At 59.8% G+C, this 21,303-nt stretch carries 22 protein-coding genes; 7 read left to right on the top strand and 15 right to left on the bottom strand.

Annotated elements, in window-relative coordinates; translation table 11 throughout:
• Positions 1-18: 18 nt before the first annotated feature.
• Positions 19-933, bottom strand: coding sequence for a cupin domain-containing protein (locus ISS99_RS05530; protein ID WP_204630597.1), 915 nt, complete (start codon positions 931-933; stop codon positions 19-21).
• A 118-nt stretch (positions 934-1,051) separates the two neighbouring features.
• Here ISS99_RS05530 and ISS99_RS05525 point away from each other — a divergent pair, with 118 nt between their 5' ends.
• The 3 genes from ISS99_RS05525 to ISS99_RS05515 all read left to right on the top strand — a co-directional run bounded on the left by ISS99_RS05525 (position 1,052) and on the right by ISS99_RS05515 (position 3,113).
• The gene (locus ISS99_RS05525; RefSeq protein WP_204630596.1) at positions 1,052-1,393 is read left to right on the top strand and encodes a carboxymuconolactone decarboxylase family protein; all 342 of its coding nucleotides are present in this window, start codon (positions 1,052-1,054) and stop codon (positions 1,391-1,393) included.
• Positions 1,394-1,415: 22 nt separating this feature from the next.
• Positions 1,416-2,045, top strand: coding sequence for a reactive chlorine resistance membrane protein RclC (gene rclC, locus ISS99_RS05520; protein WP_284343830.1), 630 nt, complete (start codon positions 1,416-1,418; stop codon positions 2,043-2,045).
• 69 nt (positions 2,046-2,114) lie between these two features.
• Positions 2,115-3,113 carry a zinc-dependent alcohol dehydrogenase family protein gene (locus ISS99_RS05515; protein WP_239537702.1) on the top strand — a complete coding sequence of 333 codons (999 nt, stop codon included), beginning with the start codon at positions 2,115-2,117 and terminating at the stop codon, positions 3,111-3,113.
• A 69-nt stretch (positions 3,114-3,182) separates the two neighbouring features.
• On the opposite strand, the gene ISS99_RS05510 is transcribed toward ISS99_RS05515, so the two are convergent.
• The 3 genes from ISS99_RS05510 to ISS99_RS05500 all read right to left on the bottom strand — a co-directional run bounded on the left by ISS99_RS05510 (position 3,183) and on the right by ISS99_RS05500 (position 4,650).
• On the bottom strand, positions 3,183-3,815 hold the full coding sequence (locus ISS99_RS05510; RefSeq protein ID WP_204630594.1) for a response regulator transcription factor: 633 nt from the start codon (positions 3,813-3,815) through the stop codon (positions 3,183-3,185).
• A gap of 26 nt (positions 3,816-3,841) precedes the next feature.
• Positions 3,842-4,153 carry a hypothetical protein gene (locus ISS99_RS05505; RefSeq protein WP_204630593.1) on the bottom strand — a complete coding sequence of 104 codons (312 nt, stop codon included), beginning with the start codon at positions 4,151-4,153 and terminating at the stop codon, positions 3,842-3,844.
• Between the two features lie 122 nt (positions 4,154-4,275).
• Positions 4,276-4,650: a helix-turn-helix domain-containing protein gene (locus tag ISS99_RS05500; protein ID WP_204630592.1), complete on the bottom strand. Its 375-nt coding sequence runs from the start codon at positions 4,648-4,650 to the stop codon at positions 4,276-4,278.
• 679 nt (positions 4,651-5,329) lie between these two features.
• Here ISS99_RS05500 and ISS99_RS23635 point away from each other — a divergent pair.
• Complete coding sequence (locus tag ISS99_RS23635; RefSeq protein WP_204630591.1) at positions 5,330-5,866, top strand: helix-turn-helix transcriptional regulator; 537 nt, start codon at positions 5,330-5,332, stop codon at positions 5,864-5,866.
• 24 nt (positions 5,867-5,890) lie between these two features.
• On the opposite strand, the gene ISS99_RS05490 is transcribed toward ISS99_RS23635, so the two are convergent.
• The 3 genes from ISS99_RS05490 to ISS99_RS05480 form a co-directional block, all read right to left on the bottom strand.
• Positions 5,891-8,956 carry a sensor histidine kinase gene (locus ISS99_RS05490; RefSeq protein ID WP_204630590.1) on the bottom strand — a complete coding sequence of 1,022 codons (3,066 nt, stop codon included), beginning with the start codon at positions 8,954-8,956 and terminating at the stop codon, positions 5,891-5,893.
• A 304-nt stretch (positions 8,957-9,260) separates the two neighbouring features.
• Positions 9,261-9,578, bottom strand: coding sequence for an antitoxin Xre/MbcA/ParS toxin-binding domain-containing protein (locus ISS99_RS23495; RefSeq protein WP_204630589.1), 318 nt, complete (start codon positions 9,576-9,578; stop codon positions 9,261-9,263).
• Complete coding sequence (locus ISS99_RS05480) at positions 9,575-9,880, bottom strand: hypothetical protein (RefSeq protein WP_204630588.1); 306 nt, start codon at positions 9,878-9,880, stop codon at positions 9,575-9,577. The genes ISS99_RS23495 and ISS99_RS05480 overlap by 4 nt, the downstream gene beginning before the upstream one ends.
• Positions 9,881-10,175: 295 nt before the next feature.
• Here ISS99_RS05480 and ISS99_RS05475 point away from each other — a divergent pair, with 295 nt between their 5' ends.
• Entirely contained in the window at positions 10,176-10,994 is an 819-nt protein-coding gene (locus ISS99_RS05475) for an SDR family NAD(P)-dependent oxidoreductase (protein ID WP_204630587.1), read from the top strand.
• A gap of 72 nt (positions 10,995-11,066) precedes the next feature.
• Here the strand turns inward: ISS99_RS05475 and ISS99_RS05470 are convergent, their stop codons facing one another.
• Positions 11,067-12,713 (bottom strand): GMC family oxidoreductase, encoded by a 1,647-nt coding sequence (locus ISS99_RS05470; RefSeq protein ID WP_204630586.1) that lies wholly within the window; start codon positions 12,711-12,713, stop codon positions 11,067-11,069.
• A gap of 381 nt (positions 12,714-13,094) precedes the next feature.
• On the opposite strand from ISS99_RS05470, the gene ISS99_RS05465 reads away from it, so the two are divergent.
• Together ISS99_RS05465 and ISS99_RS05460 are read left to right on the top strand one after the other, a co-directional pair.
• Complete coding sequence (locus ISS99_RS05465) at positions 13,095-13,547, top strand: nuclear transport factor 2 family protein (RefSeq protein WP_204630585.1); 453 nt, start codon at positions 13,095-13,097, stop codon at positions 13,545-13,547.
• Between the two features lie 236 nt (positions 13,548-13,783).
• Positions 13,784-14,305, top strand: coding sequence for a Dps family protein (locus ISS99_RS05460; protein ID WP_204630584.1), 522 nt, complete (start codon positions 13,784-13,786; stop codon positions 14,303-14,305).
• A 313-nt stretch (positions 14,306-14,618) separates the two neighbouring features.
• Here ISS99_RS05460 and ISS99_RS05455 read toward each other — a convergent pair whose 3' ends face one another.
• The 7 genes from ISS99_RS05455 to ISS99_RS05425 form a co-directional block, all read right to left on the bottom strand.
• Positions 14,619-15,230: a M17 family peptidase N-terminal domain-containing protein gene (locus tag ISS99_RS05455; RefSeq protein WP_204630583.1), complete on the bottom strand. Its 612-nt coding sequence runs from the start codon at positions 15,228-15,230 to the stop codon at positions 14,619-14,621.
• 247 nt (positions 15,231-15,477) lie between these two features.
• Positions 15,478-16,167 (bottom strand): YoaK family protein, encoded by a 690-nt coding sequence (locus ISS99_RS05450; RefSeq protein ID WP_204630582.1) that lies wholly within the window; start codon positions 16,165-16,167, stop codon positions 15,478-15,480.
• Between the two features lie 44 nt (positions 16,168-16,211).
• Positions 16,212-17,582, bottom strand: a complete 1,371-nt coding sequence (locus ISS99_RS05445; protein WP_284343834.1) for an alginate export family protein — start codon at positions 17,580-17,582, stop codon at positions 16,212-16,214.
• A gap of 119 nt (positions 17,583-17,701) precedes the next feature.
• Positions 17,702-18,607 carry a glyoxalase gene (locus ISS99_RS05440; RefSeq protein ID WP_204630581.1) on the bottom strand — a complete coding sequence of 302 codons (906 nt, stop codon included), beginning with the start codon at positions 18,605-18,607 and terminating at the stop codon, positions 17,702-17,704.
• 27 nt (positions 18,608-18,634) lie between these two features.
• Positions 18,635-19,069 carry a DoxX family protein gene (locus ISS99_RS23490; RefSeq protein ID WP_204630580.1) on the bottom strand — a complete coding sequence of 145 codons (435 nt, stop codon included), beginning with the start codon at positions 19,067-19,069 and terminating at the stop codon, positions 18,635-18,637.
• A 1-nt stretch (position 19,070) separates the two neighbouring features.
• On the bottom strand, positions 19,071-20,960 hold the full coding sequence (locus tag ISS99_RS05430; RefSeq protein ID WP_204630579.1) for an amidohydrolase: 1,890 nt from the start codon (positions 20,958-20,960) through the stop codon (positions 19,071-19,073).
• Entirely contained in the window at positions 20,957-21,247 is a 291-nt protein-coding gene (locus ISS99_RS05425; RefSeq protein WP_204630578.1) for a XapX domain-containing protein, read from the bottom strand. The genes ISS99_RS05430 and ISS99_RS05425 overlap by 4 nt, the downstream gene beginning before the upstream one ends.
• Between the last annotated feature and the right edge of the window lie 56 nt (positions 21,248-21,303).

Here is a 21,303-nt window from a genome sequence, read left to right as displayed (position 1 = left end):
CGGCGGCGATGGCGCCAATCACGTTGCACCATGGCGCCGAAAGGCGGCCGGACTCATGCCTATTCGGCGCTGAAATGTCTTGATGAAGGCTGATACGGATTGGTAGCCCACTTGCTCCGCCACCGCATCGACCGACAAGTCGCCGGCAAGAAGCAGGTCGCACGCCAGCTGCATGCGTATCGCGGCAAGCATATCCATCGGCGAGGCATTTGCCTTCTCGGTGAAATGCCTGGCGAAGGTCGCACGCGACATATTGGCTTTGTGCGCGAGCGATTCGACCGTCCAATCGTGGCCTGGCTCTTTCATCATGGCCAACAAGGCCGTACTGAGGCGACCATCGATCAGCAGACCCAACAGCGATGGTGCGAGCCCTTCCCTGGAGACATAGCTGCGAAGCGCAAGCACGAACAGCACTTCACTGAGGGCTTTGGTGATGGCTAGCGATCCCTGGTCCAGGTGAATGGCTTCACGGCGCAATGTAGTGACGATGCTATCGAGCAAGGCCATGCCTTCCAACTCGGCCATGGGGATATACAAAGCGTCCGGCAAGGTATTCATCAACAGCTGCGCGCCGCCATGGCTGTAAGTGAAGTGGCCACACAGCAGATCCATATCTGCCGGCCCGGTCGTATTGCGGCGTTCGGGCAGCGGCCCATCGTTATCCATGCTCACTGCGGTGGAAGCGCCGTCGCCGATGCCCTGCACCACGTGAGCCATGCCACGGGGCAGCAACACGAAGTCGCCGGTATGCAGCTCGAGCACTTCCCCTTTGGGCATAAGCAACTGCGCCGTGCCTCGCAGCATCAGATGGAAGGGCGCCTTGCCGGGTTCAAGCTGTTCGTGATCCAGCGCAAAGCTGCCAGCCATGCGGCAACGCAGATCCAGGCTGCCCTGGACACCTGATACGGCGATCAGCTTGCTAAGCGCATCCATGAGACGATTGAGCCATTTATTGAGATAAATACATGCTATCACTCTCAATATAGCGTGGAAAACTATCGTCACTCCGGAGGTCGAAAGGGTCGACCTCCCCCTGATCGAGGACATAGCCATGTTGGATTGGAAGAACTACCGCAAGCAGCTCATCGGGCGCATTGGCGAAATCGGCGCCGTCAGCCCGGATACGTTGACCGGGTATCAGACGCTCTCCAAGGCCGGCAACAAGAGCGACCTGCTTGGCGCCAAGACGCGCGAATTGATTGCACTGGCCGTGGCGGTCACCACCCATTGCGACGGCTGTATCACCGTGCACGTGGCTGAAGCGCTCAAGCACGGCGCGACGCAGGAAGAGATTACCGAAGCGCTTGGTGTGGCCGTGGCTCTCAATGCCGGCGCTGCGATGGTGTATTCGGCTCGGGTCATCGACGCCGTCAAATCACATCAGTCCGCGTAACCGCAAGCTAAGGAAATTAGTCGTGAAAATATCTTTTTTTGATGAAGCGCTGCTTGCCTTCTCCAAAAGTGAACGTGTCGGACTGGCGCTGATGCGCGTGGCTATCGCCATCGTCTTCATGTGGATCGGGGCCTTGAAGTTCGTGCCCTATGAAGCGGACAGCATCACACCGTTTGTTGCCAACAGTCCGGCGCTGTCCTTCTTCTACGACCATCCGCAGGAATACAAGCAACACCTCACTCATGAAGGGCAGCTGGTGCCGGAGCAGCGCGCCTGGCAAACGCAGAACAACACGTATGGCTTGTCTCGCGGCCTGGGCGTCATTGAATGGATCACCGCCCTGCTGGTACTGGCTTACCCGATCTCGAAGAAAGCCGGGTTGCTGGGTGCAGCGCTCACATTCGGCACCACGATGATCACGCTATCGTTCTTGATCACCACGCCCGAGGCATGGGTGCCGGCACTTGGCGATGCGCAGCACGGGTTCCCTTACCTGTCGGGAGCGGGACGCCTGGTATTGAAGGACACCATGATGATGGCCGGCGCGTGGATCATCGGCGTGGATGCGGCTCGCGGGATTCTGGCTGAAAAGTTTTCCAAACCGCGGGCACGCAACGCGGTGCGTAATCCGAATCGTCAATTCGCGTCCTGATCATGCTATCGGCCAGGGATGGCCTGCACGACCCTTGGGAAAGATACCTTCAACGGGACAAACCCTATCATGGCAAACGAAATATCCATGCGAGCGGCGGTGCTTGAAGGGCACAATGCGCCGTTCAAACACACACAGATCACCCGGCCCACCATCGCGCCGGGCCACGTGCTGGTACGGGTCAAGGCAAGCGGCGTCAATCCACTCGACTTGAAAATCCGCGCTGGCATGGCAGCCCATGCCAAACACCCGCTGCCGGCCATCCTGGGTATCGATATGGCTGGCGTCGTTGAAGCACTCGGCGAAGGCGTGACCCACTTCGACATCGGCGACGAGGTCTACGGCATGACCGGTGGCGTCGGCAACGTGCCAGGCTCGCTCGCGCAATATGCTGTGGTCGATGCACGCTTGCTGGCGGCCAAACCGGCATCGCTGACCTTGCGACAGGCCGCCTCCATGCCACTGGTCTACATCACGGCGTGGGAAGGGCTGGTCGATCGTGCCAACGTGCGCGAAGGGCAATCGGTGCTCGTGCAAGGCGGTGCCGGCGGTGTGGGCAACGCAGCGGTCCAGTTGGCCAGGGCTCTGGGCGCCCGCGTGTTTGCCACGGGCTCGCCCGGCAGCGCGGACGTCATCCGCCATTACGGCGCCATCCCGATCGATTACACCAACACTACGGTGGATCAATACGTGGCACGCCATACCCACGGAGTCGGCTTCGACGTGGTTTACGACACCGTTGGTGGCAGCAGCCTTGACGCGTCCTTTTCTGCCGTCCGACGGTTTGGGCACGTCGTCAGCGCACTCGGTTGGGGCAGCCACGCCCTGGCGCCGCTTTCATTTCGTGCCGCAACCTATTCCGGGGTGTTTACGCTCCTGCCCCTGCTGACCGGGCAAGGTCGCGAGCACCACGGAGAGATCCTGCGCGAGATCGCGAAGCTGGTCGATGCGGGAGAAATACAACCGCGCGTCGATGAGCGCCGTTTCGACTTGAATGGTGTGCACGACGCGCATGCCTTGCAAGAGAGCGGCAAGGCCTCGGGAAAGATCGTGATCGATATCGACTGACCTGGAACTCGTCAGCACACCAGACTTCGCTGCCCACCGGGAGCGAGGTCCGGTGCACGCCAATGACCTTCAGCGTTCGATAATGCCGCGCTTTTGAGCGATCTGGACTGCCTGCGTGCGCGAGATCGCGCCAAGCTTGCCCAGGATATTTTTCATGTGAACCTTTACCGTTGCCTCGGATATCCGCAGCAGCTCGGCCACGTTGCGATTGGGCAGACCGTTGGCCACATGCTTCAGAACCGTGGTTTCCCGTGAGGTGAGATCCTCATCGATAGCGTGATCGGCAATGGCGGCCGCGATCTCACGGGGAATCACCCGTTTGCCGGCATGCATGGTTCGAATGGTATCGATCAAGTCGTGCCGTACCGAACTCTTGAGGAGATAGCCGCGTGCACCCGCCTTCATGGTGCGCAGGGCCTGCGCATCACCGCGAAACGTCGTCAGCACCAGGACGACGACGGAGGGAAACTCCTCGTGCAGAGCACGAATGGCTTCCTCGCCCGACATGCCTGGCAGTTCCAGGTCCATCAGCACCACATCCGGCAGGTGCTGGCGATATTGCTCGATCGCCTCTTCGCCTGATCCGGCGGTCGCAACGAGCTTCATGTCTGGCTCGATCTCGAGTACCGCAGCAAGGCCGTCCAGCATGATCGGGTGATCGTCGACGGCGAGGATGCGAATGATCGGGTCGGGCGAATTCATGGCACTTCCTCACGTGACGTCCAAAACTAATCGGAGAGATCCGGCTTGCTGTCCTGCTCTTTGTTTTCGCGCCGATGTTGCGCCCGGTCGAGACCTTTTTCCAGCCATCCTTCCGCGCGATCCAGAGCTTCAGCCAACTCCTTCCGGATCGGGTGGGCCGGCGGCAGCCGGCGGGCAATGGCTTCGAAGCGAAGCAGCATCCCCTGTCCGGACTGAAGCAGCGACTCCTGCTCCGCGTTGGCCTTGTATTTCAGTGCAGCACGCTCGGCCCGGGATTGTGCCTCAAGGCGCGCATGCCGGCGACGCCAACGAACCAGCGCCACCAGCATCAGCAGCATGCCCAGAGCGCCCAGCAAACTCGCCAGGGCCCACCACGCCCCAGGACAGGTCCACGTAATGGCATACATGCTGATACTCCTCTCGACCACGAACTTAATACCTTTCACCGCTCAAATCAGGATCACCCGGAAGTGGTAGCAGGCACCTTTTCCGGCCAGCGACCGCGCCTTGCGGCTCGGTTTTTGTCCCGGTACGCGCCGGGACTCACGCCCAGTGTTTTCAGGAACACGTGATTCATGTGGCTTTGATCGCAAAAGCCGCATTCCGCGGCAATGCTGGCTACGCTTCGGCTGGCATCGCCCAGCAACCGCTGCGCCCACTCCAAGCGTCGCATCACGACCCATCGATGCGGCGGCATGCCCACCGAACGCCGAAAAGCCTTGCCAAAATGGGATTTCGACAAGCCGCAGGCTGCTGCCACGTCGGCAACCAGGGTCGTGCCGTCCATGCTCGAGCTCAACATGCTCTTGGCCAAGACTTCCTGCCAAGGACGCAAGCCCCCTGCTCCTGCCTGGGAATCATCCACCACGGCATGAGCCTGCTTCAGAGAGCAGAGTGCAGTCACCAAGTGCCGAACGAAGGGTTCGGCGCCGCGGCACCCCTGCGTCAGCGCTGCCAAGATAGCGCTTCCCACTACCCTCTCCGCGCCGCTTTCCTGCTGCGCCCTGTCATGCAATGGCTTGCCGGCCTTATCGAGGCCGACGGGAACGTGCAAATAAATCGCATGGCAAGAAGAAGCATCGCTCGATGCGCCTGAAGGAATATAAGCGACCGCCAGGCCGCGCGCCGTACGAGCTACGTTGATGCGAACGGATGGGTGTTCATCGGGCGACAAACACTGCCGTCCCGTGCCAAACCCCACGGCGCTTTCGAAATCCGACTGATGCGTGGTCATTGCCCCTCCTCTCTGCTGACGCACTCGCCGATGGCATGCGGCGCTTCCATGCATCCATCGCAGCGGCAACGTTAGGTCACGGCTCAAACCGTCAAATCGCCGGAAAGATCAGGACGCCACTACCTATTCCGGGTAACCAGGGCGCGCGGCAAGGCCGCTACTCCCAAAGTGCTAGTGATGACACCGCTTCCGGGGGATGCCGATCTCTGGTGCGTTTGAGTAACTTGGCGTCGCTGTGCCGGGGACTTTCCGACAAGGGCTCTTTGAAGGTATCGATCCAGTGGATGACAACAGCGACTTCTACGCCTCTGCCCTGAACGAAGACGTCATCGCCTCGCTACACGGGGTGATCCAGGACGCGTCCCGGCAGACCGGAGGGCAGGAAGATTTGATCAGGCACCTCAAGCTGGCCTGCGCAGCGTTTGAGGCCGAGCGGATCAAACGCCACGTGCTTACATTTTGCGAGACGCGGGGCGCCCTGAACTCGCGCCAGCTGAGCATGGCCAAGCGCGTATTGGCCCAAATGGCGTTCGCCAGCAATGTCTCGACCCGAGCGGCTCAGGCTCTATCGATGTCGGCGGGGCATTTTTCCCGCTTGTTCAAGGCTTCTACCGGCCTGTCCGTGCATCAATGGGTCACCGACTTGCGCATGGATCGGGCTAAAGCGCTACTACTGGAAACCTGTGACCCGATCCCGAAAATAGCGGCGTGCTGCGGATATACGGAGCAGTGCCATTTCACGCGGACATTCACACGGGAAATCGGCATAAGCCCCGGGGTGTGGCGGCGCATGTTCACGGCACTTTCTTGCGGATGAGTCCACTGCCACACCGACACTTCACTACTCGTCACGATCAGGCGGTTGCGCTTTCGTTCCATTGCTCATTACCAACGCGTGAAGTTGGTACAACCGCCGCTTCCACGACTTTGTGGCATGGCGATAAACAATGGAGCCAGGCACCACCAGCTCCAATGCCGTTCCGATGCCTGGCCGACTGGAGATTGCGAGTTTCGCGCGGAGGTTTTCTGCGCGTTCATGCATCCCTTTCAGGCCCCAGTGTCCCATAGCGCGTTTTTCTGCGATCGTATCGGCATCAAAGCCAATTCCATCATCGACGACGCTGAGCCTCAAGCGCTTGCGCTCGTACCCGACCACGATGTCGATGTGGCTCGCTTTGGCATGGCCAAAAGCATTTGCCATGGCCTCTTGAGCCAGGCGCAGCACTTCGTCGCCGGCAACGGGATCAAGCGTGCGATGCGCACCTTCAACCCTGAGCCTAAAGATGACGCGGCTATCAGGATCGAGTTTCTGAGCCATCAACCGAAGGGAATCTTCTAAATGTGCCTCTTTTTGTTCCAAGGCTCGTAGCTGGGTAACCCGATCGCGACCTTCAACGATCACTTCATCGGCATAATCCAGGGCACGTTCCATCAATTCGCGCGCCGGCTGCGTTGAGGGTATGCGTTGCACGGCGACGTGAAAACGAAGTACCAATCCATGCACGGCTTGCAAAAATGTATCGTGGAGCTCGCGAGCAATGCGCTCTCGCTCAGCGTGCCGCTCTTCCACGAGCGCGCGCATTTGAATCTTGGCGCGCGCGATACGCCAGGCAAATAGCAACCAAAGCGCTAACGCGAACGCGGTGACAACGAGAATCATGAATAAACCGGTCTGGTAGAACGCGGGCTCCACGGTAAATTCCAAGGTTGCCGGCGCCTCTTCCCAATTGGCTCCATCGTTGCTTGCCGAAGCATGAAAACGGTAGGTTCCTGGCGGCAGGTCCGTATAGAACGCTTGACGTCGCTGGCCCGCATCAACCCAATCGCGGTCACGCCCGTCGAGGCGGTAGCGAAAGCGCGTGTGCTGTGGCACGGCGAGTTCCGTTGCCGTGTAATCGATTTGTACGTCGCGTGTCAGCGCTGGAAGTGTCAGATCGCCACCCGCTGGGTACTGCTTTCGGTCCGCGGTCAGGCTTTCGATGTGGACGGGCGGTGCTTCGTTACTTGCCGCGTGCGCACCTGGATCGAATGACTGCAAGACCACGCCGTTTGCAAGCCACAACGTTCCATTCGGAGCGCGTGCGATTTTTCTCTGAAAAGGTGCGTAACCGGGACGCAACCCGTCGACGGCGTCGATGACGTTCACCTTGACCGTGCGATCAGGGTTGTGAAGCGCATCCTCGATGGTCGAGAGCTCGACCTTGGCCAGCCCGCAGCTCATGTATAGCCATAGGGAGCCATCGCCACCGGTGACGAGCCCGTTCATGGCGTCGCAGGGAAGTCCATCTTTGGCGGATAGAATTCGTAAGGCGCCTTGTTTGAATACAATCAGGCCCTTGCTCGTGGCACCCAGGATAAGCCCGTGAGGCGCGACCGCAATATCCCGCACAGACGCGTCGAGGTGTGTGGAAACTCTCTGCTCAGACGCACCCGTATGCGCAAGATCTCCGTTTTGAAGGCCCAGCCACAGCCCCCCGTTTGGGTCTGATGCCATGGACCGCACCGATTGATAGGTAGGGCCATCGAATTCTTCGACCACGTGGTCGTCGCGAAGGCGAAAGAGCTTGGATGGGTGCATGGATAACACCCACATATCTCCTACGGCATCCTGGGCCAGGGCGGCTACCATTCCCATGCCGACCTTTTCATCTTGTTTGATTACGGCGGTGAACTTCCCGGCCGTATAAATCCACAGACCTTTCTCGATACCAACCCAAAGGCGTCCCGCACGGTCTTCGAAAAGCGATGTGACCTGGGTCCCCGGCAGATCGCGCCCGGCACGGAGCGAATGGATACCTGCCTGGTCGACAGTAGCCAAACTGTTAGCCGTACCTGCCCAGATTTTGCCGTCGTGACTGGCCAGGACGGCATCGACTTCGTCAACCGAGAGCCCCTCACGAGTGGTATAGCTCCAGACTTTGAAATCACGAAATCGGTCTATACCGGCCGAGGTCGTCACCCACATGTTTCCTTCCCTGTCCTCAAAGAAGGAATAAACGCTGTCACTGGTCAGTCCGTCTTTACTATCAAAATGATCGACACGATCCGACGTCAGCCGATAAATGCCGTGATCCATCGTGCCTATCCACAACGAACCGGCACGATCCTGGAACATCGTCAGTACCGCGAGCGACTCCCCGTCCAGGCTGGCCGTGTGAAAGGGCTGCCATTGACCGCCGACCATGCGTTGCAGGCCCAAACCCGGTCCAGTGATCGGCAAACCCACCCAAATGGCACCGCTTGGACTTCTCGCAAGCGCCAACTCACCAGGCGTGCCCGCCTTGATTTTCGCTACAATGGGAAACGACTTGGACTGGGTGTGCTCGCGCCACTCAACCAGCGATGTATCGGTCCCCATCCAGAAGGCTCCCTTGCCGTCTGTGATCAGGTTGTCGCAACAAAGGCCGGAGGGATTCAAGCCGCTCTCTGCGCCATAGCACGTCACGCCCGAACCGACAATCTCACATAGCGGCTTGGCTACCTTACTGTTGTGGAGCAGCCAGACATTCCCGTTTTCATCTTGGGAGAATGATCTCACCGCCCCCTGCACGTCACTGAACTCGGTGAGCTTGCCGTCTTTCCAACGACTCAAGCCAGCGATCGTGCCGATCCACAAACTGCCATCCTTCGCACCGAGAAGTGCCAGGATGAAGGGATTGCTCAACCGACTTTTCGTCAACGTATCCAGTGGCACGAACCGCGCACCGTCGTATCGCAGAACGCCCGCCTGTGTCCCGATCCACAAATAGCCATCCGCGGTCTGGGCGATAGGGTAGACGGGAGATGGAAGATCCCCGTCCTGCAGTCGCCACGCCGTATGCCCGTACTGCGATAGCAGGTGACTCGCATCGACCGCGCGCACGTTGCTACAGACTGCAAATGTGGAGACCAGGACGATGGCGACCAAGAGGCGAAGCCACTCAGGCACGCAGCGGCGTAACGCTAGAACGTCGTCTGCACGGTACACCATGGCTCTCTTTCGCCCCCGACACGCTAAGCCTCATCGAACTTCGCAGAAGAGAGGCGAATTGGAACCCTGCCATCAATGATGGCGATCAAGGGCATTCGTGAAGAGTAGCACCCGGATGGCTCGCATACCTAGGCGCGCGGCGACCCAGCCGCCTCTTGGACGGTCGGGTTTGGGGCATGTGTTTCCCAAAGGCGAATAGGCCGCAAAACCCTGCCAGGTTCCGGGCATGGCGTTTGGCGGGCTAGATCCGGATGCTGTCCCACACCCGGTCGATATCGCCCTCGCTGATCAAATCGTAAGCAGTCTGTCCTCCGAAGGCTTTTTGACGCGCACACATCCACCTGGCCGCCGCACCCCGGCCGCCTGTCGCCTGCACCAGCGCTTGCGCGAGCAAGTCATAATGGACTTCGAGCACGCCAAAAGCGTCGACAAGCAGGCGATTGCGCTCTTCTGTGATTTGGGCCATGCGTTTGGTTACACCACGGAAATCCGGCGACGCCCAAGCTTTTCCTCGCGACGGCAGCGCATCCGTCGACATGTCTGCCACGCCCGATTTCACGATGACAGCCCTCCACCGGCCTTAATCGATCGCAGAAAGCGCAATACCTCCAGCGCCCGGCCTGCGTGCACGAGCTGCTCGGCGGTCAGGCCGCCCAATGCGGCAATTCCGGTCAACCGATACCAGGTTGAAACCGCACTCATCTCCGGCTCGATATCGTGTGCTGCCTTGAGCACATTCCGCACGTCTCGTGCCGCCTGATAGCCATAGGAGTAACACTCCGACATCAGCCCTGTGTCATCCGGCCCCGGAATCGCGTGAGTGTCATTTTTCTCCATAAGCTTCAAATGGCCACGCCGCATGACTCGTTCTCGCCTCAAGGTCATCGGCGGTCATCGTTACGCGGCGGCGTTCAATTCTATTGTTTTGCAGCCATTTCTTTGACGCAAAAACACACTGTTCGATAGTGATTGGCAGTGATCCATCACCTTGCAAGGTGAATGCCGGCGAGGCGTGAAGACTCCACCATGCAAGAGCCTCGTCTAAAGCAAAGAACCGTTGGATTGAACTAGTGGAGTGCCAATGACCCCAGCTAGATTCGAAGGAAAGGATCGGGCGAAATGCCTTCCAACCCCTTGTCTATCAGAGGAAAATGCCATGTCAACGTGGTTTATTACGGGAATCTCTCGCGGATTTGGCCGGATCATGACCGAGGAACTGCTTCGCCGCGGACACACCGTCATCGGCACCACACGAAATGGCAAGGGGCCGCTGGAGCACGACAACCTGCGAGTAGTGAGCATGGACGTGAATGATCCGGATCAGGTTGTCGCCACCATGCAAGCTGCCGTGCAGGCTGCAGGGCACATCGACGTGGTGGTCAATAACGCCGGCTATGGATTGGTCGGCGCCGTCGAGGAAGTGTCCGACGCCGAAGTCGATCACGTCATGGCAACCAATTTCGGAGGCACGCACCGCGTCATCAAGGCTGCGCTGCCCTTTCTTCGCGCCCAGGGTTCCGGGCACATCGTGAACTTCTCTTCCGTGGGTGGTTTTACAGGGTCGGCCGGATTTGGCATCTACTGCGCCTCGAAATTCGCCGTGGAAGGAATGTCCGAGGCGTTGGCGGTCGAACTGAAGCCGCTTGGCATCGGTGTCACCATCGTCGAGCCCGGCTATTTCCGCACCGAATTTCTTTCGCACGACTCAGCCGTCGTGGCTGTCGCCCACATTCCTGCATACGCCGACACGGCGGGCCAGACGCGTAGTAATGTCAACGCGGTAGATGGGCGCCAGGCCGGCGATCCGGCCAAAGGCGTCGCGGTGATCATCGACGCGGTGGAGTCGGGCAACCCGCCCTTTCGTCTTCCACTCGGCGCAGACAGCATTGCCCGGATCGAACAGAAAATGGCCCACGTGCAAGCCGATATCGAAGCCTGGCGCAGCCGGGCCATGGCGACAGCGTTTGACGGCTGACGACCGCCATACGAAACACGGCGCCGCGCAGCCCACGTAACTTCAGGGCTGCGCGGCGTCCATTTCTTGCGATCAAGTATCGAGCAGGAATTTCGCTGCCATCTCGCCGACTACGACGCACGGTGCCATGGTGTTCCCACTCGTAACGCGCGGAAATACCGACGCATCCGCGATGGTCAAACCGTCCAGGCCGTGAACGCTCAAGCGCCCGTCGACGACGGAGGTGCCTGCATCCTTGCCCATCCTGGCCGTACCGCTCTGATGCCAAAAAGTCGTCAGACCCTTGCGGAGATAGTCCTCGAGTTTGGCTCGGGTCGATACGGATGGCGCCACGGGGCCGCTGCTGAAGGACGCCATGGAAGCTTGATTGCCCATGGCAATCGCCCGCTCCGCAACGGAAAGCACCGTATCAATATCGCTGCTCTCGGACAAATATCCCGACTTGATTTGCACGCCGGCATCCAGGCCAGGGCCGGCCAGCTCAACACTACCCCTTCCCTTCAGTCGGGCTCCCACGACCAGAGACCAGGCCGAAGCAGGAACGGGATGATCGGCGGCATTCTCCGGGGTCAGCCAGGCACCGCTCGTGGCATAGGTATAGGCATTGGGCGAATCAAGGGACGCATCGGTCTTCCAAAAGCAACACACCTGGCTGCGCGGGGCGGCGGGAAGCTCGGCCTGGGTACCACCCCATACGCAGCTGAAACCGATGTGATCGTGCAGGTTCTCGCCCACAGCCGGCAGATCCACTGCCATCGGGATATCCAGCCGCTCAAGCTTTGATGCAGCACCAATGCCCGATTGCAACAGCACACGGGGTGTATTGATCGCGCCAAGGGAAAGGATCACACGCTCGTTGGCACGGAATGCTTCGTATCGCCCATTGACGAAGCATTCGACGCCCACCACGCGATCCCGTTCACGGAGAAGTCGGTGAACCACGGTGTGAGCCAACACCGTGAGGTTCTTCCTTTCGGCCAACGGCGCGAGATAACGTCGATAGACGGATTGCCGCACCCCATCTGCCACAATTTCGTCGATGGCGGAGCATCCCTCGCTCGCCTCCATCATCAATCCATTGGCATTGGAAAAGCGCTTGATACCCACCGACTGCGCCGAATCAAGCACGGCTTCTGCAAACGGATGGAGTTTGGTCACGGGATTTACCAGCATGGCGCCGGCACTGCCGCGCAGCGCGTCGGCGGGACCTCGCCAGCTTTCGATTTTCTCCACGTAGAGCCGCAATACCTCGGCATAGCGCCAGGCGGCTTCGCCAGATTCCTCCGCAAAGAAATTCCAGTCCGCCAGATGACCGCGCGACCACGTGCCGACGTTGATGCTCGATCCACCGCCCAGCACCTTTCCCATATTGAAGGGGATCGATCGGCCGCTGAGTGGCGCCTCGCGCTGTGTAGCGAAGTTCCAGTCAAGATCGCCGCCAAGATTCATCGGCCATAGATTGGGGTCGCTGACACCGGCCACTGCATCGCTGCCGCCGGCCTCGATAACCAGCACACTGCGGGCGCCGCTCTCGGCGAGCCTTGCAGCTACCACCGATCCGGACGAACCGCTTCCACATACGATGTAATCAAAGGTCTGCTGCCCCGCAATGAATGTACTCGTAGCTGTCATAGTTACTCCTTGCGGCGCGCCGAAAAAGCTAAAGATCCAGCGTGGATCCGCACTGACGCACCAAGGACACGAAGAGAACTTCACCACGACCGATGAAGGATGGGGTCAAGTGTCAGGATGCGGGGGCTCTGCTTCGTCAGCGTCGCCAAAGTCTTGGTGCAGGAAACCCTGCGCTGATGAGAGACTCAACGTTAATCCAGCATCTCGCTGGCTAGATCATCCCAAAGAGGTATTGCGGAAGAGGCCTCAGGCGGCGGGCGGTTCACGAATTCCGCGTGGAGCGCTGGCCGCATTTTCCTGGCGGCCAATACCTTGGAGCCAGGCATTGGACTCATACCCATTTAGCATGAGAAATAAACGCAAAAAACAGAATAAGATCTTGAGGCTGCGCCGGCCAGCAGTACGCCGGTGCATTCGCCACGATGTAACGCGACATTCCCTAAATAGATCCATACACGAGGAAGCGAGATGAAATTCAAGGCTATCTTTTTAACGGCGTGCACCACTTTCTGCGCCACGGGCGTCGCTTGCGCACAAAGCCCGTCTTCTGCCGATGCCGCGGTAGCGCAAACCGTCAGCGCGTTTCTTTCCGCCCTCAGTCAAGGCAATGAGGGCACGTTGCACAAGCTGACTTGCCAAGGCTTCTACGCATTCGATGCCGGCTCCCGGTTCTCGGGTGATGATCTGTTTGCATTGGTAAAAAAATACCAGGCAGCGGGATCGGCATTCAGCTGGTCTGTGACCATGCCCGAGGTTCACGTGACGGGCAAGTCGGCCTGGATCACCTACGTCAATCAGGGCTCCATCAAAAACGCGGCGGGTACCAAGTCCATGCATTGGCTTGAATCCGCCCAATTGCAAAACAACGGCGACGGATGGTGCATCAATTTTCTGCACAGCACACCGGTTTCCGCCAAATAGGAATTGAGCGAGACAAAACGTGTGGAAATACGATGCTCCAGATCGACTGAAGTGGCACGGTGCGCAGCGGCTCGGCGGCGACCCTCCAAAGGGGTAACCCTGCGGAGGTAGCTGGCGCACCCCATTTCGAAGCGACCTGAGCCCCTCAAAAGGGGCGAAGCGCTCAGTCGGCCGAGTGGTTAGCGTGATGACAACCGCGCAAGCGATCATCCAACCAGTCATGAAGGCCACTGTCCATGTCGGCAACACCCGCCCACGAAGTAACGCGAACCCGCGGCCTATCCGGCCTGTCCTTCGAAGCCGTCCGCGATATAAGCGCGGCTCTCGAAGGTGTTCTCGCTGACGTATTTGCCGTTTATCTGAAGACAAAGAATTTCCATTGGCATCTTGCGGGTCCGCATTTTCGCGACTACCACCTGATGCTGGACGATCATGGCGATCAATTGTTCGCCATGACCGACCCGATCGCGGAGCGCGCACGGAAGCTTGGTGGCACCACGCTCCGTTCGATCGGCCACATTGCCCGCACGCAGCGAGTCCTCGACAACGACGAGCCGTTCGTGACGGCCGAAGGCATGCTTGCCGAACTGGCTCAGGACAACTCGCATCTGGCAGCCGTGATGCGCGAAGCACACGGACTTTGCGACGAGCATGGCGACGTTGCCACGGCGAGCTTGCTGGAGAATTGGATCGACGAGACGGAACGCCGCGTGTGGTTCCTCCACGAAACCTCGCACCCGTATTCCCGCCAAAGCTGATCGACCCGCCGAGTCATTCAGGCGGATGCCCGTGGCCTGGGTTCGGTCGCGCGCATCAAACGCTGGCCATGGCGATGGAAAGAAGGTACGTGCCAAAGCAGTAAATAGCTCAAACCCGAGGCGGCTATCTGCACAGCCGCCTCGGCGCTCTCCCTATCAGCAGGCAACGGTTTCTCTGTCACACCTGGCGACCGCAGCTTTCCCGGGCCGCGCGGTGTGTTGGAACTACGGGTAGAGCGGTGCTGCGCCCACGATCCCCTCGAATACCAGTGGCGCCTCAATGGCTTGGCCCACAAGCACTGTAGCCAGGTTTTCAAACCACCTCGTCTCGATACGACGCAAAAGCTTCCTCGAATTGCCTGGCCACTTCATCGAAGTGCGCCTCACCGACATCGAACACCCAACGGCGCAACGTGGGTTCGGGCGCGAGGCCTAGCGACGCTATGTGGACCTGCGCATCGATGGCATTCATGACGGCGCTCATCATGCTGCATGCCGCGCATTCCGTGGTCTTAGGCGACAGGCCGGCATCGAGCAAGCTGGGCGCGAAGGCCGCGCTGGCGACGCCGCGCTGGGTGGCAGCGCGAATCGCCGCAGCGGACGCCCTGGCGGAGATGGTTGTCGTCCATACCAATGGCTCGCCCATGCCAATCAGCATGACCGCCTTGGCCGCGACGGTCGTAGGCAGTTGATTGATCAGCAACGTTTCCAGCAGATCGCCCCGGAATGCACCCTCGCGCCGCAGGCGCGTCAGCCTGCCCGCCAGGGCTTCATCGAGATGTCGCAACCCGCCCGTAAGGCCGGAGCTCATCTCATGAGTGAACATGCAGGCGAAAGATAGATCGACATCGGCCATGGCGCCATCCCAGGCCACGCACTCGATCGACACGCCCTGCCAAGTTCCAATGGTTTGCTGTTTACGCATGTCCCGCTCCGTTACTCAATTCAAGGCTTGATCATGTCGCGCGCGTAGGCGAGACCGATACCGTATCCGCCAGCGAAGTCCTCGACGATGGCTCGAGCACCATCGTAGGTTTCGCGACGCGTCAAGGCCGGCCTGCTGGTCGACGAAGACGAGCGCACAGTTGGTTGGATCCAAAAGTGGAAGGTTCATGATTGAGGCCCCAATGATGTGGATGTTGCGTTAAACAGTTTGAAGATCACGCCTTTGCTTATCGCGCAACGCCGCTGTGGGGGCTATTTGATTGGATGTTTGGCAAAAAAATCATGGCCGCCACGATCGGCGGAAGCACGAACACCGCCACGTCGAAACGGATGTAGACCAGGGCGGCCACGCCGCAACCGGCAGCAAAAATGCATACGCTCTTAAAAAGAGTAACGCAGCGCTTTCGTGCCACCAGCCGCGTTTCCGGCGGCAGATTCCGTCGCAGCAAGTCGGCAAGATCCAGCATGATCTGAGTCGTACTTCCCGTCATCAACGTCGTGGGCGGATCTTTGGGAAAGAAGATGCGATGAATCGCATTTTGGATCGCCATGCCGGCCACCAATGTCATGCCGGTAATGATCGCCATCGCACTGTCGCCATCGTGGAACGGGCCAAATCGCACGGCCAAGGCCGCCGCAATGATGAGAAGAACGATTTTTATGCTGGCCAATACATTAAGGAAGGTGGCGCCAAACCGCGAAAGCCATTCGCTGAAGAAACGCACCAGCCCGATCACGATGCAGAACATCGGCAAGGCGAGCAACTTGGCCGCAATGCCGGAGGTTCCATGTGCCAGGCTGGAGCCGATGGTGACGAAATTGCCGGTGACGTGGGCGGTAAAGAGACCCTGCAAAGCAAAGAAGCCTGCCGTATCGACATAGCCGCCGTTGAACGTCAACACTAACGGGATGGACATTTTCATACAGGCTCTTCGCGTGAGTGATCATGCCGAAAACATCGTCACCAGCCCAGGGCTACCTGGACGCCGATGTAGTTGCTGTCATGGCCGCCTGCCCGGCGTATGACGTCTGCGACACCGAAATGAACCGCTTCGAGCGCGAACGACACGGCGCGCGAACACGCCCAGTCCGCGCGCAACTGCTCATAGGTTCCCGTGTATTTCCCGGGCTGCCCCGCCGTATTGGGAACGACCACCGTTGGCTGCGCGTAAACGGCATCGCTGGTGGTCTGTCTCCATTGCGCAGCCACGCCAAACATCATCTTCAATGTTCTGGACGGATGCACCGTCAACGAGGGCTTGAACTGGATGAAGTTCGTATAGCCCGTGTAGCCCGCCAGCGCGAGGTAGGCGCCGTTGGGGAACAAGGGATTGAACGTACCGAGCGTATGGCTACCCGGATTGCGGTTTCCAGAAGCAGCATCAGCCTGGATGCCCAGGCGCGGCGCCCAGGCCGCATCGGCAAAGGTATAGCCCGCCAATGAACCGAATCCCCAGGCTTGCACATCCTTGCCACCTACGAGCCCGGTCTGTTTCATGCCTTCGACATCCCAATCCGCGTGGCCGGCGACACCGGTCATGCGGCTGTCGAAAACGTTTCGTTGTTCGTTGCCGCTGACGGTGAGGTAGTGCGCATCCGCCTGGGTGTAACGCGCGACATACGCGGCCAGGTTGATTTTTTCCGTCAATTTCCGCTCAGCGCGAAAGCCGCCAAACGTGAACTTCCCGCTGCTGACATCGTCAAAAATGCGCTCGTCCTTCGTTTGCACGGGGTGGCTGTAGAAGGAGATGAAACGCCAGCTGCCCTTTTCATAATCGGCCCAGACCGCATCGTAGGACTGGCGCACATTGGGTCCGTCGCGCACCGACACGAATCGCTGCATGTCGAAAGCGAATTGCTGGCGCCCTACCCTCAACTTCAACGTGCCATGGTCGACCGGCTCGGTCAGCGTGACGAAAGCCTGCTCGAGACCCAGGTGATCCTGATCAACCGTGGTCAGCTGCGTCTTTCCTGGTGCAAAGTCGCTTTGCAATTGCACGAACATTTGCAGGTGCGGCCCGACGTGAAGGTCCGCATGCGCCTCGGCACGGCTGATCAGGTAGTTCTGTGCCACATTTTTGCCGGTGCCAAACACCGGTGCGTCGTTGGATTCGAACCGTTCGCGCAGATCGGCACCGAACGACAGATACACATCCGGATCGCCAGACGACAGCGGAATGTACTTCAAGCTGTCGAGCCGTTCGCGTGGCACGCGCGGATCAGCCAGCCCCGACCAGTCCTCCTGCCATCGGTTGAACATAATTGCCGGTCGCTCTGGCACGGCCTCGTCGCTGGTGTCAGTCGCGGTTTGCGCCATGCCGGCCACGGACACGAACCCGAGAATCGTGCCAAGGCCCACCCTGCAAAAAAATGGTATGGCACCCGGGCATGTCGCTCGGCGCGTGGCAGACGATGCATCGGAGTGCCTTGCCACGCGCCGGCGCATCATGGTTATTGCGCGCGAGCGTGGATCTCGGCGATATATCCGCCAGGGAATTGCACGATGGCCGCTTCGCGCTTGTCGGAGGTGAACGGCTGCACCAGTACCTGCGCGCCGGCCGCCTTCGCCTTCTGCAGCGTATCGGCAAGATTCGTCACTTCATAACCGGTCAGCTCACGACCGTACGGATACGGCAGATGGCCATCGGTCACCAGCACCGTCACCTTGCCGAACTTCGACTCGATGCGAACACGTCGGTAGGTATCGTTCGGACGACCGATTTCGACGCCTGGTGCCTGGCGGTCATCCGAAACGATTTTGCCATGGGAAAAGTCGACGAAGTCGCGAACGAAGGCGTCGGCGCGCCCGGGCGATACATAGACGCGATTTTCCGGCACGGTCTGCAGAGCGTCGTATTGCGGTGCCTTGGTGTGCCAATACAACTGCATGTGCACGCCGCCCGGCCATTCGATGATCGCATCTCTGCCGATCGGATCGGGGAAGACCGCCACCGTTATATCCGCGCCGTGCATCTCGGCGGATTTCACGGCGGCATCCATATCGGCGACCAGATAGCCCGTGCGCTCGATGCCGAACGGATAAGGAATCGGCGTTTTAAAACCGAATACCGAGAACGTGCCGACTGGCGTGAAGACCAGTTGCGACATCGTCTGGCTGGGTGTCGGCGTTACCTGGAATACGCCTTGTTGCGATTTGTGGCCGCCAAAGGTCGCCACGAGGCTGTCGGTAAAGCGGTTGTAGTCTTCTGGTGCCACGTACACGTGCGTGGTGTCGTATTGCGGGGCCACGGCCACATCGGGACTCGCCGATGCAGGCCCTTTGGCCGTAGCGGTTGAAGCGGTGGCCAGGCCGCCCAACAGCAAGGCGATCAGCAACGAAGAACGAAAATTACGCATGATGGTAAGGCTCCTATCGATGTGTGCTCACAGGGAGCGGTTTTTTCTCTTGTCGGCAAGCTGGGTCGCCATCACCAAGGCGGCGATCAGCCCCAAGTTCTCAAAAAAGCTGTTCAATGCGCCGAAGTGCGCGGCCCCGGACAGGTTCCAGAAGTCATTGGCGACCACCATCGCCACGACGGTCAGCACGCCCAGTCCACCGGCACCCAGCCATACCCATCGGTTGACGATGACGCACAGCGAGCCGCCCAACTCCACGACGACGGTGATCGCCGCCCACAGCCATCCCGGATTCAGGCCGAAGTGCTGCTGCTCCAGCATGGCGTCGTGAAAGTGCATCAGCTTGTCCACGCCTCCGATGACATAGGCCGACGCCAGCGCCACGCGTAGCAGCGGCGCCACCCACGGAAAGGAGAGCAGCGCGGCGACCCAGTACGGATTCCCCGCTCGGACAGTCGCCACGTCACACCATCCAGCAGGCGCAACCGAGCGCGCCCCAGAACGAGCGCAGATCCGAGGCCGGCGCATTACTCGTCCACGCCCGCGCGTGCTCGTGTCCATGCACCGCACAGGCCGAGGCACAACCGCACGCGGAAGTCGCACCGCGGTGGAGCGGCGACGATGCGTAACGGTCGTCCTTCCATGCGCCAAAGCCCCCGAACTGCCGCACAGGCGACCAGTCCGGCATCGCCGGCGGCGGCACGTGATCGTCGAGATGGCTAAATTCACCGGCACCATAGACCACGCGACCGCCTACGACAGTAAGGTGAGAGGTGATGTGGGCAATCTCATCGCTTGCGCAGCCGAAAAAATCGCGATCGGGAACGATCAGGTCGGCGAATTGCCCCACCGCGATGTGGCCGCGCTTCCCTTCCTCGTTGGAGAACCAGGCCACCTTTTCGGTCCACATCCGCAATGCGGTTTCACGATCGAGGCAGTTGCGTTGCGGGTAGATGCGCAGGCCGGCCACGGTCTTGCCGTTGATGAGCCAGGCCAGCGACACCCACGGATTGTAGGACGCCACGCGCGTCGCATCGGTGCCTGCGGAAAGGCGAATGCCTTTGCTCAGCATCTTCGCAATGGGCGGGGTCGCCTCAGCCGCGGCGGCGCCATAGCGATCAACGAAATATTCGCCCTGATAGGCCATGCGGTGCTGTACCGCAACGCCGCCGCCCAGCGCCGAGATGCGATCCATCGAGCGCTCGGAGATGGTTTCAGCATGATCGAAGAACCAGTGGATACCGTCGAGAGGGATATCCCTGTTTACTTTCTCAAAGACGCTCAGTGCACGGCTGATGGTTTCGTCGTAGGTGGCATGCAGGCGCCAGGGCCAACGGTTTTCGGCCAGTATCCTCACGACCTCTTCGAGCTCGCCCTCCATCTGCGGCGGCATGTCCGGGCGCGGTTGGCGGAAATCCTCGAAGTCGGCCGCCGAATAGACCAGCATTTCACCGGCGCCGTTGTGGCGAAAGTAATCGTCGCCCTGCTTGTATTTGACCGTCTTGGTCCAGTTGAGGAAGTCGTCTTTTTCCGCTTTCGGTTTCTGGGTGAACAAATTGTAGGCGAGGCGCACCGTCAACTGCCCTTCGTCGGCAAGCTTCTGGACGACCTGATAGTCCTCCGGATAGTTTTGCGAACCGCCGCCCGCATCGATGACGCCCGTGATGCCAAGCCGGTTCAATTCGCGCATGAAGTGACGCGTCGAATTGACTTGATAGTCGAAGGGAAGCTTCGGCCCTTTGGCCAGGGTGGCATACAGAACCGTTGCATTGGGCTTGGCCAGCAGCAAGCCCGTCGGGTTGCCTTGCGCGTCACGCGTGATTTCGCCGCCCGGCGGTTCGGGGGTATCTTTCGTATAGCCCACGACACGCAATGCGGCAGCGTTGAGCAACGCACGGTCATACAAGTGCAGAATGAATACCGGCGTATCGGGTGCCACGGCATTCAATTCATCGATCGTCGGCAGCCGCTTCTCGGCAAATTGCTGGTCGGTAAAGCCGCCCACCACGCGTACCCATTGCGGTGGCGGTGTAATGGCGACCTGGCGCTTGAGCATATCCATCGCATCTGCCAGCGAGGGCACGCCATCCCAGCGCAGCTCCATGTTGTAGTTCAAGCCGCCGCGGATCACGTGCGTGTGATTGTCGACGAGGCCAGGCAAGACCAGGCGCCCTTTCAAGTCGACGACGCGCGTGGTTGCCGTTGCCAGGCGCAGGATATTCGCATCGCTTCCGACGTCGGTGAACTTGCCGTCCTTGATGGCCACGGCGGTCGCCGTCGGGTTGGATCGGTCCAGCGTGGTGATGCGTCCACCGTGCAAAATGAGATCGGGCGCTTGCGGCGCGGTCGTCATGAGCGGTTCTCCTCGTGATCGGCCTCGTTACGGGCCGGCGGTGTTGCAGCGAATCGTCCGGGCAATTGGCCAAAGATGTGTTTAGTGCAGTCGGAGCGCTGCCACGCCGTCGCGACGGCCGTGCCGGAAAGCATCTGCTTGCCGACCGGAATCACTTGCTCGCCGATCAAAATGCCCAGCAGCCCCACCAACGCAACCAGCGGGGGTGCCGGCGAGCGCACATTGAGCAGGCAGTAGATGATGCCGACGAGAATGCCGGCCCCCAGTGACAACAAATAGAGTTTCATGGGCGTTGGCCTCGCTTGGTCGTGTCAGAAAGAGGCGGCCGGAGCCCGGTTGCTCC

The sequence above is a fragment of the Dyella mobilis genome (assembly GCF_016904945.1).
GTDB lineage: Bacteria > Pseudomonadota > Gammaproteobacteria > Xanthomonadales > Rhodanobacteraceae > Dyella_B > Dyella_B mobilis.
The sequence above is the reverse complement of the archived record's forward strand: the minus strand, read 5'-3'. Positions and strand labels throughout refer to the sequence as shown.